At 54.0% G+C, this 14,048-nt stretch carries 13 protein-coding genes and 16 tRNA genes; 3 read left to right on the top strand and 26 right to left on the bottom strand.

Annotation, left to right across the window (positions count from 1 at the left end; translation table 11 throughout):
• Positions 1-357: 357 nt before the first annotated feature.
• The 3 genes from ACFO9Q_RS04805 to ACFO9Q_RS04795 form a co-directional block, all read right to left on the bottom strand.
• Positions 358-1,950, bottom strand: a complete 1,593-nt coding sequence (locus ACFO9Q_RS04805) for a peptide chain release factor 3 (protein ID WP_379179246.1) — start codon at positions 1,948-1,950, stop codon at positions 358-360.
• Between the two features lie 45 nt (positions 1,951-1,995).
• The gene (gene zwf, locus ACFO9Q_RS04800; RefSeq protein WP_379179244.1) at positions 1,996-3,549 is read right to left on the bottom strand and encodes a glucose-6-phosphate dehydrogenase; all 1,554 of its coding nucleotides are present in this window, start codon (positions 3,547-3,549) and stop codon (positions 1,996-1,998) included.
• Between the two features lie 130 nt (positions 3,550-3,679).
• Positions 3,680-4,483 (bottom strand): YwmB family TATA-box binding protein, encoded by an 804-nt coding sequence (locus ACFO9Q_RS04795; protein WP_379179242.1) that lies wholly within the window; start codon positions 4,481-4,483, stop codon positions 3,680-3,682.
• 93 nt (positions 4,484-4,576) lie between these two features.
• On the opposite strand from ACFO9Q_RS04795, the gene ACFO9Q_RS04790 reads away from it, so the two are divergent.
• Together ACFO9Q_RS04790 and ACFO9Q_RS04785 are read left to right on the top strand one after the other, a co-directional pair.
• Positions 4,577-4,975, top strand: a complete 399-nt coding sequence (locus ACFO9Q_RS04790) for a hypothetical protein (RefSeq protein WP_379179240.1) — start codon at positions 4,577-4,579, stop codon at positions 4,973-4,975.
• A 159-nt stretch (positions 4,976-5,134) separates the two neighbouring features.
• A complete protein-coding gene (locus tag ACFO9Q_RS04785) occupies positions 5,135-5,833 on the top strand; it encodes a hypothetical protein (protein WP_379179238.1) in 699 nt (232 codons plus the stop codon).
• A gap of 5 nt (positions 5,834-5,838) precedes the next feature.
• On the opposite strand, the gene glp is transcribed toward ACFO9Q_RS04785, so the two are convergent.
• Positions 5,839-7,194, bottom strand: a complete 1,356-nt coding sequence (gene glp / locus ACFO9Q_RS04780; RefSeq protein WP_379179278.1) for a gephyrin-like molybdotransferase Glp — start codon at positions 7,192-7,194, stop codon at positions 5,839-5,841.
• A 349-nt stretch (positions 7,195-7,543) separates the two neighbouring features.
• Here glp and mobB point away from each other — a divergent pair, with 349 nt between their 5' ends.
• Positions 7,544-8,053: a molybdopterin-guanine dinucleotide biosynthesis protein B gene (gene mobB, locus ACFO9Q_RS04775; RefSeq protein ID WP_379179236.1), complete on the top strand. Its 510-nt coding sequence runs from the start codon at positions 7,544-7,546 to the stop codon at positions 8,051-8,053.
• Here mobB and ACFO9Q_RS04770 read toward each other — a convergent pair whose 3' ends face one another.
• The 22 genes from ACFO9Q_RS04770 to ACFO9Q_RS04665 form a co-directional block, all read right to left on the bottom strand.
• The gene (locus ACFO9Q_RS04770; protein ID WP_379179276.1) at positions 8,054-8,704 is read right to left on the bottom strand and encodes a response regulator transcription factor; all 651 of its coding nucleotides are present in this window, start codon (positions 8,702-8,704) and stop codon (positions 8,054-8,056) included.
• 35 nt (positions 8,705-8,739) lie between these two features.
• Positions 8,740-9,747, bottom strand: a complete 1,008-nt coding sequence (locus tag ACFO9Q_RS04765) for a sensor histidine kinase (RefSeq protein WP_379179234.1) — start codon at positions 9,745-9,747, stop codon at positions 8,740-8,742.
• 101 nt (positions 9,748-9,848) lie between these two features.
• A complete protein-coding gene (locus ACFO9Q_RS04760) occupies positions 9,849-10,535 on the bottom strand; it encodes a PspA/IM30 family protein (protein ID WP_379179232.1) in 687 nt (228 codons plus the stop codon).
• Between the two features lies 1 nt (position 10,536).
• The gene (locus ACFO9Q_RS04755; protein WP_379179230.1) at positions 10,537-11,010 is read right to left on the bottom strand and encodes a PspC domain-containing protein; all 474 of its coding nucleotides are present in this window, start codon (positions 11,008-11,010) and stop codon (positions 10,537-10,539) included.
• Positions 11,007-11,687 carry a PspA/IM30 family protein gene (locus tag ACFO9Q_RS04750; RefSeq protein WP_379179228.1) on the bottom strand — a complete coding sequence of 227 codons (681 nt, stop codon included), beginning with the start codon at positions 11,685-11,687 and terminating at the stop codon, positions 11,007-11,009. Before ACFO9Q_RS04750 ends, ACFO9Q_RS04755 begins: the two co-directional genes overlap by 4 nt.
• Positions 11,688-11,718: 31 nt before the next feature.
• Positions 11,719-12,015, bottom strand: coding sequence for a LiaF transmembrane domain-containing protein (locus tag ACFO9Q_RS04745; RefSeq protein ID WP_379179226.1), 297 nt, complete (start codon positions 12,013-12,015; stop codon positions 11,719-11,721).
• A 277-nt stretch (positions 12,016-12,292) separates the two neighbouring features.
• A tRNA-Leu gene (locus ACFO9Q_RS04740) sits at positions 12,293-12,374 on the bottom strand.
• A 25-nt stretch (positions 12,375-12,399) separates the two neighbouring features.
• Positions 12,400-12,476, bottom strand: a tRNA-Arg gene (locus ACFO9Q_RS04735).
• A gap of 15 nt (positions 12,477-12,491) precedes the next feature.
• Positions 12,492-12,565: transfer RNA gene (locus ACFO9Q_RS04730), tRNA-Cys, on the bottom strand.
• A gap of 8 nt (positions 12,566-12,573) precedes the next feature.
• Positions 12,574-12,648 (bottom strand) — tRNA-Gly (locus tag ACFO9Q_RS04725).
• A gap of 7 nt (positions 12,649-12,655) precedes the next feature.
• A tRNA-Gln gene (locus tag ACFO9Q_RS04720) sits at positions 12,656-12,730 on the bottom strand.
• A gap of 36 nt (positions 12,731-12,766) precedes the next feature.
• A tRNA-His gene (locus ACFO9Q_RS04715) sits at positions 12,767-12,842 on the bottom strand.
• Between the two features lie 17 nt (positions 12,843-12,859).
• Positions 12,860-12,933: transfer RNA gene (locus ACFO9Q_RS04710), tRNA-Trp, on the bottom strand.
• Between the two features lie 12 nt (positions 12,934-12,945).
• Positions 12,946-13,030: transfer RNA gene (locus tag ACFO9Q_RS04705), tRNA-Tyr, on the bottom strand.
• Positions 13,031-13,033: 3 nt separating this feature from the next.
• Positions 13,034-13,109, bottom strand: a tRNA-Thr gene (locus ACFO9Q_RS04700).
• Positions 13,110-13,137: 28 nt separating this feature from the next.
• A tRNA-Phe gene (locus ACFO9Q_RS04695) sits at positions 13,138-13,213 on the bottom strand.
• Between the two features lie 11 nt (positions 13,214-13,224).
• A tRNA-Asp gene (locus ACFO9Q_RS04690) sits at positions 13,225-13,301 on the bottom strand.
• Positions 13,302-13,336: 35 nt separating this feature from the next.
• Positions 13,337-13,413, bottom strand: a tRNA-Met gene (locus ACFO9Q_RS04685).
• Between the two features lie 15 nt (positions 13,414-13,428).
• A tRNA-Val gene (locus tag ACFO9Q_RS04680) sits at positions 13,429-13,504 on the bottom strand.
• A 106-nt stretch (positions 13,505-13,610) separates the two neighbouring features.
• A tRNA-Glu gene (locus ACFO9Q_RS04675) sits at positions 13,611-13,685 on the bottom strand.
• A 46-nt stretch (positions 13,686-13,731) separates the two neighbouring features.
• A tRNA-Ser gene (locus ACFO9Q_RS04670) sits at positions 13,732-13,822 on the bottom strand.
• A gap of 5 nt (positions 13,823-13,827) precedes the next feature.
• Positions 13,828-13,903: transfer RNA gene (locus tag ACFO9Q_RS04665), tRNA-Asn, on the bottom strand.
• Between the last annotated feature and the right edge of the window lie 145 nt (positions 13,904-14,048).

Below are 14,048 nucleotides of genomic sequence, written 5' to 3'. Positions count from 1 at the left end.
CGCTCGGAGCGGGCTCGATTCGTGCTATAGCATCACAAAGTGATGCTGCAACTGCTTGAGCGGGCTCGACCCGAGCTATAGCATCACAATGTGATGCTGCAGCGCTCGAAGGGGGCTCGACCCGAGCTATAGCATCACAATGTGATGATGCTATGGTGGGAGCCGCATAGCGACGGCGATGAGCTGGGGGAGCGCAATGTGAAGCCGCTGTCAGCGGCTTGCTAAGCCGGATGCTGTTCAGCGGCTAGCTAAGCTGGGTGTGCTCTCAAGCACCTTCGCAAGCCAGAGCCCGCTGGCCTTCAAGCAGAAGAGCGCAACCCCTGCTGCTGGCAGGGGTTGCGCTCTTCATCATTGCCTCTATGGCGCCGTCTCCAGGAACTTGGAGGTCGGGTTCTTATCCATCGCTGTACGCATCGCATACTCGTTCTCGAACAGGACGACGAAGTTGCCCTTCTTATCCTTCACGAGAGAAGAGTTGATACGGAACTTCGATGGATCAATCTTGTTGCTGTCATCGACAATCCAGCGGGCGAACTGGAACTGCATCCGGTGCAGCTGAATCTCAACGCCGTACTCTGCACGCATCCGATATTCGAATACCTCGAACTGCAGATTGCCGACTACGCCGAGAATCGTCTCTTCGAACCCGCCAGCAGAGTGGAATACTTGAATCGTACCTTCCTCTGTCAGCTGATCGATTCCCTTCTGATACTGCTTATGCTTAAGGGCGTTCTTCACCGTCACCTTGGCGAAAATCTCCGGAGAAAACACCGGCAGCTCGTCGAACACAATCTCCGACCCTTGAGATAAGGAATCCCCGATACGGAATATACCGGGATCGAACAGACCGATAATGTCGCCCGGATAGGCCGTCTCGACAATATCACGATCCTGAGCCAGGAACTGCTGCGGCTGAGACAGCTTAATATCCTTGCCGGCACGGACATGTCTAACACTCATGCCGCGCTCGAACCGGCCGGAGCAAATACGGAGGAAGGCAATCCGGTCACGGTGTGCAGGATTCATATTCGCTTGAATCTTGAACACATAGCCCGAGAACTTCTCATTCGTCGGCTCGATCTGGCCTGTAGTCGATCTGCGTGGTTCCGGCTTCGGAGCCAGCTCCAGGAAGTTCTCCAGGAACGTCTGCACGCCGAAGTTGTTGACCGCAGAGCCGAAGAACACAGGAGTCAGCTCGCCAGCGCGAACCTTCTCATAATCGAATGGATCGCCTGCGACATCCAGCAGCTCCAGATCCGAGATGAGCTGGTCGTGCAAGTAGTCGCCGGCCATCTCACGAATCTTGCCGTCGTTATAGTCATCGACCTTCGTTACCGCAATGGTTGAATGATCATTGCCTTGGAATAATTCCACTTGATTCTTCATCCGGTCATAGACGCCGCACAGCTCGCGGCCCATGCCGATCGGCCAGTTCATCGGAACCGCGCGAATGCCGAGCACCTGCTCAAGCTCTTCCATCAGATCGAAGGGGCTCTGCCCTTCGCGGTCCAGCTTGTTAATGAACGTGAAGATCGGAATGCCGCGCTTCCGGCATACTTGGAACAGCTTAATCGTCTGCGCCTCGACACCCTTAGCGACGTCGATCAACATGACTGCGCTGTCTGCTGCCGTCAATGTACGGTACGTATCTTCACTGAAGTCTTGGTGACCAGGTGTATCTAGAATATTGACACGATGGCCAAGATAATCGAATTGCATAACCGATGAAGTAACGGAGATTCCCCGCTGCTTCTCAATCTCCATCCAATCGGATGTCGCATGCCGGCTCGCCTTACGCGCCTTAACCGTCCCAGCAAGCCGAATGGCTCCTCCGAATAGGAGGAGCTTCTCGGTTAGTGTTGTTTTCCCCGCATCGGGGTGAGAGATGATCGCGAACGTGCGGCGCTTCTCTACTTCCTGCTTAATCTCATTCGTTAACGATTGACTCATGCTTGCCTTCCCTTCCTATGCACAAGCTTCTAAGCACCATAACGCTTATCGGCTGTTCGTTACCCATACGACATTGTCTTCCTCTTGACCGTTGACCGGCCACCAGTGGAAGCCATCTTCCTCAAGCAGCTTATCGGCTGCTTCCGGCCCCCATGAACCTGCTGGGTAGAACTGCAGATCACGGCTGCCTTCACGCCAAGCATCGGCAATACGATCCACGAATTCCCAAGCCTGAGCCACTTCATCCCACCGGGTGAAGTATGAGTTGTCACCGCGTGCAGCATCATGAATGAGACGCTCGTAAGCTTCCGGTGTGTTCAGTCCGACCTGGCAGCTCTGACAGAATTCCATCGCGACCGGCTGAACCGAGTTGTTCGAGCCCGGAGTCTTCGCATTCACCTTAATATAGACACCCTCCATCGGGTTCACCCGAATGACGAGGAGGTTCGGCTGCAGATCATGCTTCTGTGCGAACAGCACATTCTGCGGCATCGACTTGAACTCAATGACGACCTCGGTCGTCTTCACCGGCAGACGCTTGCCCGTCCGGATGTAGAACGGTACGCCAGCCCAACGGAAGTTATCAATATTCACCTTAGCGGCAAAATAAGTCTCAGTCGTTGACTCCGCACCGACAGAATCCTCACCCCGGTATCCGCTCAGATCCTTGCTGCGCAGCGAGCCTTCGCTGTACTGCCCTCTGACGACCTTCGCACGAACCTCGTCACTGGACTTGTAGCCGCGAAGGGAGCGAAGCACCTTCACCTTCTCATCTCGGATGTCCTCGCCATGCAAGCGGCTTGGCGGCTCCATTGCAATCATCGTCAGCATCTGCAGCATATGGTTCTGACCCATGTCGCGCAGCGCGCCTGACTTGTCATAATAACCGCCGCGATCCTCGACACCAACCGTCTCAGCGAGCGTAATCTGAACGTTCGCGATATGATTGTTGTTCCAGAGCGGCTCGAAGAAGGCATTCGCGAAGCGGATGACTTGGATGTTCTGCACCATTTCCTTACCTAGGTAATGGTCAATCCGATAGATCTCTTCCTCACGGAATACTTGGTTAATCTGATCATTCAGCTCACGGGCAGAAGCAAGGTCGTATCCGAACGGCTTCTCAATAATAACCCGGTGCCAGCCGCTGGACTCCAGCAGTCCGCCATCGCGGAGGTTGAAGGAGACCGGTCCGAACAGCGTTGGAGCGAGCGCCAGATAGAACAAGCGGTTGCCTGGAATGTCGAACTTGGCATCCAGACGGTCCGACAGGCTGCTCAGCTCGCGGAAGCCCTCAACGTTGTTAATATCGAGGGACATATACTCGAAGTGCTCAGCGAATCGGCTCCACAGCTCGGCATCGTCCGGCTTGTAGCGGCAGAACTCGCTGATGGATTCGTACACATCCTGACGGAACTCTTCGTTCGTACGAGGTCTGCGGGCAAGGCCGACAACCGCGAAGTTCTCGGACAGCTTGCCTTCTTTATATAAACTATACAGGGCAGGGAACAGCTTACGCTTCGCAAGATCACCGGTAGCCCCAAACAAATAGTAGACAGCGGCTTGCTCGGTCACGGATTCGTGATTTGTCGTGTAGGTCATATTCCTCATTCTTTCCTATGTATTTTTAGACTGCTTCGCATTTATGTAGTGTAGCATATTCAATATCAATCCGCTATTCATTGGATCATAAAAAAAACTAATGAACCGCATAGCTAATGCTAATTCTTACCTACTGCTGGCCGCTGTAATCCCCTGTAATCAAGGGAGTTCCAACTACTAATGTGTACGCTCTGGGCGACCTTCCGGGGAACCTTGCAATCTGCAGATTAGCCTTCACTCCTTCACGCAGCTCGACCTCTTGTAGCAGCTGATCGGTGTAATAAGTCTGACTAATCGTCCCATTATCCTTATATTGCTCGACTAGCTCTGCCTGAGCCAGCTTCGCCACCCGCTTCGCTGCATCTTCTCTTGACGTCTGTCCGCGGACGCGGGTGCTAATCTTGTAAGCTAATCCTTCGGACGCAAGAGTTCGCTCGATGAAGCGGCAGACTGCCACCAGATCATCCTTGCTCGGATTAAGATCTGCTGTATAGAGAAGGAGCCAGCTTTGCCCCTTTTCACCAGGAATTGCTCTGATCGCAAGGGTTCCTTCATAGCCTCTGGGATGCCCTGACCTAACCAAGCTTGCCTTATCCTGTAGGTTGCCCGCTTCGGTACTCTTCTCATCCAACAACCTGAGCGCAAGCTTCTCTAGATTCGCACCACCGCCGCTTCCAACGTGCTCCGCATCCATTCGAATGGACCACTCCCCTGCCTCAGATCCCCCCTCGAGCTGCTCCCCGCCCCATACCCACAGTGCTGTGAGATCTTGTGTAGCTGGACTGCTGGCCGCCTCATGGTCTTGCCGCTTGTTGGACGTCCAGACACTGATGCTTCCTGCCACTATTAATACAATCACGGCAAGGAGCATGCTGCGGCGCTGATTGCGCTTCGCCTGCTCGGATAACTTGGATGAGTCAGATAAGGATGGCATAGAATCTCTCCTTCGCTCCTAGGTAGATAACTATACGCATTCGCCTGTAGGTGAATAGACTAGTTGCAGAATGACTCATGGAGGTGCAATTCCTTGATGGAACAAGTATATCCGCTTCAAGAGGAGATCGTCAGTCGATATTGCGGACTCCCGGTCTGTGTCATTATGAAGGATGGAAGCCGGTACATTGGAAGGCTCAGTGCCTGCCGCGGAGGGACGCTGATGCTGAACGGTGACGACGAGGACGAGCAGCCGCAGCAGGAGCCGCAAGCAGACGTGATGAAGGCTAAGGGGAAGAAGAGTACGAAGAAGTCTGGTTCCTTAGCGGCAAAGAAAGCCCCCGCCAAGCCTCCAGCTGAGCCTGAAGCGCACACGCAATCGTATCCGTTCGACCCTTACTATTACGGACCGCCAAGAAGACCATTCTTCCCGTTCGGCGGAGCGCTTGCGCTGGACTTTGCCCTAATTGCCTTCTTATTCCTGCTGGTGTAATGCTTGTGTAATGCTGGCAATTCAGCCAGCTCTCGGCGGCAGACTTGATGCTGTCAAGCTTGCCGCTTCCCTCGACACGAACCGCCAGCCTTCGCATGATGATTAAGATAGGCTTAATAGTGGTTAATCGTTCGTATTGAAGGAGGGAGTGTCCACCCTATGGTCATGTATCCAGTTAGGCGTACCGATCGCATTGAACGAACACCTTCATATGCTCATTCCGTGCAGGCTATCAGCCGCTACGCTGCATATCCGTATCGAGATGATGAGCCTCAGCTGCCGCCAGAGCCAAGCGAAGATTGGAACCTTCCATTCCGTCAAGCTGCTCAGGGCGCTTCGGAGTGGGCGGCACAGAGCAGACAAGCCAGGTCGGCAATCTCTGGCATCAGGCAGAGAATTGGTCCAGGATTGAACCATCCCAAGCAGCTGGAGCAGGAGCTTCACCAGTTCGCCCAGGCGATGAATGAGCTGCGCCTTGCTTATGACCGCCATGCGGGATATCTGAAGCCTGCGCTCATCACGAAGCTGGAGCACGTACTTGCCTCCCATCCTGCTGCCAAGCTGATCGGACTTAGCTGGAATGAGGCGGAGAGCCGCTGGTACTACCAGGAGGACAAGCTGACTGAAGGGGCAGCCGCGCTTGCTGCTGATGCTGAGGCCCAGACTTCCTTGCTTACAGGAAGATCCGGATTGCTGCGCGAGGCGGAGCAGCAGCTAACGGGCATGCAGCAGGTGAAGGTCATTGATCTTGTTCGTCCTGGCCTGAAGGGCCCGCTGCCCTATACGTCCTATTATGCATCTATGCAGTCCTACTGGCCGCTCCCAGCCAAGGGGCTATTATTGAATCAGCTGGTGTAGGTCTCTTAGATGAGAATGACGTCAATCTTCTCACCTTGCTCCGCGCCTTGGCTCCCCGAGGGAATAATAGCCAGGCAGTCCGCGTCAGCAAGGGATGCCATCATGCTTGACTTGTTATAAGCAAGTGGGTCGGCCAGCAGCCGGCCCTCTTCGTCTTGGGCTAGTCTGGCCCGCACGTAGCGCTCATGCGGGGATCCCTTCGTGATTCCGCTGGCGAGATGGGCTGTTGCTCTACGAGGCAATGCTTCCTCTACCCCCATCATAGCGTGGATAGCCGGCCGAACGAATAGCTCGAAGCCTACGAAGCAGGCTCCAGGATTGCCGGACAGCGCCACGAGCAGCTTGCCGCTAAGCACGGCTGCAGAGGTCGGACTGCCGGGGCGCATAGCTACTCGGTCGAACAGGACACGAGAGCGCGGGTCATCCATGACAGGGTTCGCTGCGGACAGACTTCCCTGTCGCAGCGCCCGCACGATATCCGCCATGACATCGTGATCTCCGACGGATACACCGCCGGTTGTCACGATGAGATCGGCGTCTTCCAGAGCGCGGGCGAGAGCGGCAGCGACTTCGCCCGGTTCATCGGGCAGCGTGCCGAAGCTGATCACTTCGGCACCGCTGTGCTCTGCCATGGCCGCGACCATAGGTGAGTTGCTGTCGCGGATCTGGCCCGGCGCAAGCGGCGAGGCCACCGGCAGCAGCTCGCTGCCGGTGGCGAACACCGCCACGCGGGGGCGCCTGTACACCGGCACATCGGCATAGCCGAATGTGCCGAGCAGGGCCACGTGGCCCGGCCGCAGCCGCGTGCCGGGCTCCGCCAGGGCGCTCCCGAGGCGGAATTCCTCGCCTCGGGGCGCGATGTTCTGGCCGGGGCGGGCGGCGTGCTTCACCTGCACCGCCGCCGCCTCTCCCCCGGCCAGGAGGGCCTCCGCCGTCTGCTCCAGCATGACGACGGCGTCGGCCCCATCCGGTACAGCCGCGCCGGTCATGATGCGCACGGCTGTACCGGGCTCCACGGCCGCGGTGGCGACGCCGCCCGCCGCGACCGAATCCACGACGCGCAGCGTCGCCGGCTGACCCGGCGACGCCTCCGCGCAATCCGCGGCGCGCACGGCATAGCCGTCGAGCCCGCTGCGAGCGAAGGGCGGCCAATCGCACGTCGCCTCAAGCTTGTGTGCGAGCCTTCTGCCGCTGCACTGCCGCAGCGGCACCGTCTCCACACCGCATGGCACTGCTCTGGCCGCCGCAAGCACAAGCTCTTGGGCCGTGCTTACCTTCACGGCCCTGCGGTTGAAGCGATGGGCAATGTCTCCTCGTTGCCCATGATTCACAATCTGTCTCTCACCTGGAATGACTGCCATTACCCGCCGTTCAGACATCCTTTATTCCCCCTAGCCGCTGCCTTGTTACCTAGATACATTCGACAATTATCCGCGAAGCCCTTGTCTGGCACTCCTTTTATGCTCCTTTTCTGGTCCTTTTATGCTCCTTTTTCCCAATCTCTATCCGACCTGGCCTGCCATTCCAGCAGTCACCTAGCATACTCTACTGCTCAATCCTCCACCCAGCTGCCCATTGCCCACCCCTGTCTCCAGCTTCCTCCAACCCACTATGCCGTCAGCTTCTGCATGGCCTGATCTTTTCACAACCAATCCCCTCATGCTATGATGAACTCGCCTTAACTCTATAATTGAAGGAGGCTCTCGCACGATGCTCCACCACAAGTCCCCTCTAATTGTCCAAGTCGTCGGATACAAAAACACCGGCAAAACCACGATGGTCTGCCGGCTTACTGAACGATTCAAGCAATCAGGATATTCCGTTGGTACAATCAAGCATGATGCGCACAGCTTCACGATGGACAAGCCTGGCTCGGACACCTGGCAGCATCAACAATCAGGAGCAGATGTGACCGCGATAACCTCATCTACTCGTGCCGCCATCCTAAGCAGCAGCCCCATCCCACTCCAAGAGCTCATCCAGCAGATGGCCGGCATGGATCTTATTCTAATAGAAGGCTTCAAGAACGCAGACTATCCGAAGATTATCATGCTGAAGGAAGCCGCAGACATAGAGCTCTTAACGACGTTAAGCCGCCCTCTGCTCGGAGCCGCATGGCCTGAATACCGTCTCACTCAACCCGAATCCACGATACCCATCATTGACCTCAATGATATCCAGCAAGCAGCGGAGCTAATCAAGAATCTGCCTGCCACTTAGCTACTCAGCAATGCCCTGCTTATGCGCATAGATGGCCGCCTGCGTCCGGTCCTCAACCCCCAGCTTGTTGAAAATATTCGTAATATGAAACTTGACCGTCTTCACTCCAATGTACAGCTGGTCCGCAATCTCTTGATTGGACATCCCCTGCGCGACCCGCTTCAGCACATCCATCTCACGTTCCGTCAGATCATGATGGGGAGGAATCTGCTCCTGCGGCTTAGGCTGGCGGAACCGATTCATCATCTTGGACGCCACTTGGGATTCCAGCACCGACTGTCCGCGTGAAGCGGCACGAATCGCATCCGCGATCTCGGTTGCTCTTGACGTCTTCAGCAGATAGCTGAACGCTCCTGCCTCGATAACCGGATACATCTTGCTGTCATCGAGGTAGCTCGTCAGTACAATCACCTTGCACTCCGGATACAGCTCGAGCATTCTTCTCGTCGTCTCGACGCCGTCCATACCCTCCATGACAAGATCCATCAGGACAACATCCGGCTTATATGCCTGCGCGAGCCGAAGTCCATCCATCCCGCTGCTTGCCTCGCCTACTACCTCAATGCCATCCTCTGTATCCAGCACGGCTGCCAGACCTATCCTTACCATCTCATGATCATCTACGAGCAGCACCTTAATCGGCTGCACCATCTGTTCGATTGATTCCACCAGTTCCACCGCTTTCTCTAAGCTTCCATTCCCCGTCTATCCATCGGCACCCACAGATCGATGTGAGTTCCCACATTCTTCACCGAGCTCATCTGAAAAGCTCCTCCGAGCTCATTCACGCGCTCCTCCATCGTCAGCAACCCATAAGAGCCTTGCTTGCGGTCACTCTGATCGAAGCCTATTCCATTATCCTTAAGCGTCATTCTTACCTGATTACCATAACGCAGCAGCTTAATCTCCATCTCGGTCGCCTTCGAATGACGAAGTGTATTGGACAGCGCCTCTTGGGCAATTCGGAACAGATGATCCTCGGATTCCGTGTCCAGCATAATCGTCTCGTCGATCTCCAGATCAATCTTCATCGGCACCTTCTGCTTCAATTCGTCCATCAGCATATTCAGCGCTTGACCGAGACTCTTGCCATCAAGGTGGACCGGTCTTAAGTGAAGCAGCAGCGCACGCATCTCCGATTGAGCGACCGCCGCCATCTCTTCAATTAACTGCACTTGCCGCTTCGCACGTTCCCAATCCCGCTCAATGGTCCGGCTGACCGCCGTGGCCGTCATGGAGATGGCGAACAGCTGCTGACTGACCGCATCATGCAGCTCACGCGCCAGCCGCTGCCGTTCCTCGAGCACTGCGGTGAACTTCACCTTCTCCGTCCAGATCGCATCATTCTCTTCTTCTTCTTCTGTACGAAGATTGTTATCATCATCCGTGTCGATCGTCACGTTATAATTACGCCTACGAGGCTGTTCACTCAGGCGCTTCAGCGCTGCCTTCAGCTTGAAGTTCTGCAAGTAGCCGTTCAGTGTGGCCGCCGCCAAGGCTGCGCCAATAATCGTAAGGACGTAGATCGCTGCCTTGCCCTGTAAGGTAAAAAACTGAATATAACCGATCCCCTGCAGCACAATCACGCCTATGCTGATAATAATAAGCAGCCACAGAATCGTCTCTGTTATCTGCTTGTGTCTTGCTGCTTGGTTCGGCTTCGGCAGTCTGCCTTCTCCTTCGGCCACTTCCATTCACTTCCTTCTACGCCCATTCTACACCTATTCATAAGCATAAGGAAGAAGAAGCAGACGCTCTAGCTGTCCGCTTCTTCTTCCAATCTTGCTGCTGCCTGCTACTCTGCTGGGGGAGGAGTAAGCTTGTTCTTCAGAGCTTGCAGCTGCTCATCCACCTTAAGCTGCTTCTCCGCATCAGCCGCGCTGAAGCCGCCGGTTGCGTTCTTGTAAGCATAAGGGGTGCGAAGCACATCTGCTTCAGCTTCCATCTGCATAATCTTCTCTTCCATTCGGGAGAATCCGCGTGAAGCAGTCCCGCTGTCAATCGTGTGGTTCGATGTAATCTGAGCCATCTGCTTCTGCGCCTTAGCCACTTGAGCACGGGCTGCCAGCTCATTACGCTTGTTGCGAAGCTGGTAGAACTCTTCCTTCATCTCATGCAGCTGCTGCATGAGCTCATCTGCTTGTGCCTTAGATTGGGCGTGCAAGCCTGTATATTCAGTCACCTTCTGGTCGAAGTACAGCTTCTCTTCCAGCAGCTTGCGTGCCAGCTCCTCCTGCTCGGAGCGCAGGGACGCTTCCGCCTTCGACTCACGATCAGCTGCGCTGCGAACGGCTTCCTCCAGACGCTGCTTCATGCGGCGCTCATTCGCCATTTGCTTGGCAACTGTAACCTCAGCTTGGTGAATCTCAGATTCCATATCACGCAGGTACTGATTCAGCATCACTACCGGATCTTCCATTTTGTCCAACATCTCATTAAGTGACGCCTTCGTCATATCCTTCATCCGTTTGAAAATACCCATATTATAAATCTCCCTTCTCGTATCTAGCTAGTTTGCTGCGAAGCTCTTCAATTTCCTTGCGTAAAGCCTTCTTCTCCAAGTCATCCATCATAGAGTCGAAGGTTGACGGTGATTCCGGCTGCGACTGTCCTCCGCCGTAGGAGTTAGTCCAGTTCCCCTGAGGCGGGTTCTTGTAAGGTCCGCCATGGGCTCCTTCGCCGAAGCCAGCTGTATGGTGGCCATAGCCGCCAGGTCCTGGACCATAGCTAGTCGTTCCATACCCTCCAGGTCCTGGTCCGAATCCTGGATAGGACGGTTCCTTCGGTACGACGAAGCCTGCGATAATATAGATAACGATGACCGTTCCGCTAGTGAAGACCGCTGCTACAACAAGTAGAATTCTAAGCAGTGTAGCGTCTACGTTCAGCATCTGTGATAGACCGCCGCATAGACCGAAGAGCTTCTTATCTCTCGTTGACCGATACAGTTTCCTCAAGATGACCAGCCCTCCTTCTCAAGCTTCTTCTTCAGCTGTGCCAGCTCACGCTCAACCACTGATTGAACAGATTGACCAACCTCGGAGTAGATCTCCTTGCCCAGCCTGCGAATGTCATGCAGACTCTTCGCTTCATGCTCCATATCGCTAATCCGATCCTCTAACCGTCTGAAGATCGCACCAGGCTGTGCGCCCTGCTCACCGCCAGCATAGCGGCTGTTCATTCGCTGCTGAAGCCTCAGGGACTCCATCCGAGCAGCATAATATTCACGTTTATCGTAGACGGTCTGATATTCGCTGCGCATCTGACGCAGCTGCTCTTCCAGGTCAAGTGTATTCTGCTTGCTCTGCTCATACAGGTCACGATACTGTGCGGAACGCTCCTCACAGCTCGCCTTCTCATGAAGGGCAATTCGGGCCAGGTTCTCTTCGCCCGCCTTCAGTGCGGTCATTGCTTGCTGCTCACGGCGCTCGCGCTGCTGCTCAGCCTGCAGCCATTGCACCTTCAGATGGTTGCTGTGACCGGAGTATTGCTGATAGAGGCGTTCCGCCTCTATAATATCTTCTCTAGTAGACCATAGGAACTGATCAATCAATCGAACGGGATCCTCTGACTTCTCCAGCCGCTCATTCAAGGTAGCAACTGTCAGATCACGTACGCGTCGCATAATGCTCATTCCATTTACCCTCCTATCTAATCTGCTTCGTTTAGAACGTCTGTCTCTTGCTTCTCTTGAACAGGCTCACACCCCATACAATCAATCCAACCGCAGCTGCGAACATAATCAGACCGGACAGCTTGCCAAGAACGATTAATCCGCCTACCGCCATCAGTACTCCGCCAATCAACTTGCTGTTATTCTTCCAGCCTATGAAGCCAAGCCCAATTAAGATGAACGGGAACAGGAACCCAATAATGGAGCCTAAGTGAATCCCTAAGAAGTTAAGTACAATTAATCCGCCAATGACTACTGCTATGACGCCAAGCGCTTTTTTACCATCCACCACTCATCACCGCCTTTCTTTCGTTTAAGTAGGTTAATTTATCGCCTGCAGGCGTTGTCTCCTGCTTATGTCTTTATTCTAGGATGTTTTCCCTCTTTATAAAACAGACCTACGGCGGTTTATAGCCTAGACCTTGGTCGGGCCCCCTTATTAGACCTGCGTTCTCGCAGCCTATAGCAAAAAGGGCGATTCACGCTATGTTAGCCGTAAATCACCCTAAAATAAAAAAAAGACTGTATCCTATACAATCATCATTGGTTACTATGTTGTGAGAAAATGGTGCCGGCGAGAGGACTCGAACCTCCACGGTTTCCCTCACGATTTTGAGTCGCGCGCGTCTGCCATTCCGCCACGCCGGCGTTGTGAATCGCTGCAAAAAAATAATGGCGTGCCCTAAGAGATTCGAACTCCTGACCTTTTGATTCGTAGTCAAACGCTCTATCCAGCTGAGCTAAGGGCACACGCTAATATTTTTGTGGAGGCGCCACCCAGATTCGAACTGGGGATAAAGCTTTTGCAGAGCTTTGCCTTACCACTTGGCTATGGCGCCAATGAAGATGGAGCGGAAGACGGGAATCGAACCCGCGACCCTCGCCTTGGCAAGGCGATGCTCTACCGCTGAGCCACTTCCGCATAAAAATGGCTGGGGATTCAGGGATCGAACCTGAGAATGACGGAGTCAAAGTCCGTTGCCTTACCGCTTGGCTAATCCCCAACAACTTTATAAGTTATTCATTTTTCAGAACAATAATGGGGCGATCGAGGGGACTTGAACCCCCGAATGCCGGAGCCACAGACCGGTGCGTTAACCTCTTCGCCACGACCGCCATATTGATGTTCTCATTGGCAGGGGCAGCAGGAATTGAACCCACACTAACGGTTTTGGAGACCGCTGTTCTACCTTTAAACTATGCCCCTAAGGTAAAAAACTGGTGGAGGATGATGGATTCGAACCACCGAACTCGTAGAGAACAGATTTACAGTCTGCCGCGTTTAGCCACTTCGCTAATCCTCCATGTGGTGCCGTCGAGAGGACTTGAACCCCCAACCTACTGATTACAAGTCAGTTGCTCTACCAGTTGAGCTACAACGGCATATTCAATTATTGCTTGTACTCTTGAATGGTGGCTCGGGACGGAATCGAACCGCCGACACGAGGATTTTCAGTCCTCTGCTCTACCATCTGAGCTACCGAGCCTTAACCATAAGTGGCGGAGCTGACGGGATTCGAACCCGCGGTCTCCTGCGTGACAGGCAGGCATGTTAGGCCACTACACCACAGCTCCACATTTGGTTACTCGGAGTTCTCCGAAGGTAAAGTTGGTTGCGGGGGCAGGATTTGAACCTGCGGCCTTCGGGTTATGAGCCCGACGAGCTACCGGGCTGCTCCACCCCGCGTCAATGTGAATCATATGGTGGACGCTGACGGGATCGAACCGCCGACCCTCTGCTTGTAAGGCAGATGCTCTCCCAGCTGAGCTAAGCGTCCATGTTTTAAAGGTTTTTTCTTTGAGCGACTTTTATATCATAACATGTTTCTCTATGATAATGCAAGTCTTTTTTTAATTTCTTTTCAATTTCTTTGTGAAAAGAAATGGTGACCCGTAGGGGACTCGAACCCCTGTTACCTCCGTGAAAGGGAGGTGTCTTAACCACTTGACCAACGGGCCTTAACTTAAGTAGTGCAGTAAGCTCATACACATGATGAAGTAATTATGGCAGAGAGGAAGGGATTCGAACCCTCGAGACCCGGTTAGAGCCTACACGATTTCCAATCGTGCTCCTTCGACCACTCGGACACCTCTCTATATGTGGCTCCCCGAACAGGACTCGAACCTGTGACAACTCGATTAACAGTCGAGTGCTCTACCAACTGAGCTATCAGGGAACAATGTGTATGGATACATTCAAGGTATTGTACCCTGAAAACTGGATGCGAAAGGATGAGTGCTGAAGTCATCTTGAATCTTACATAGTAGGATAAGCCCTCGACCGATTAGTATTCGTCAGCTGCATGCATTGCTGCACTTCCA

The organism is Paenibacillus sp. GCM10023252, assembly GCF_042653305.1.
Lineage (GTDB): Bacteria > Bacillota > Bacilli > Paenibacillales > Paenibacillaceae > Pristimantibacillus.
Note: the sequence above shows the minus strand (reverse complement) of the source record. Positions and strands in the feature narration are given on the sequence as shown.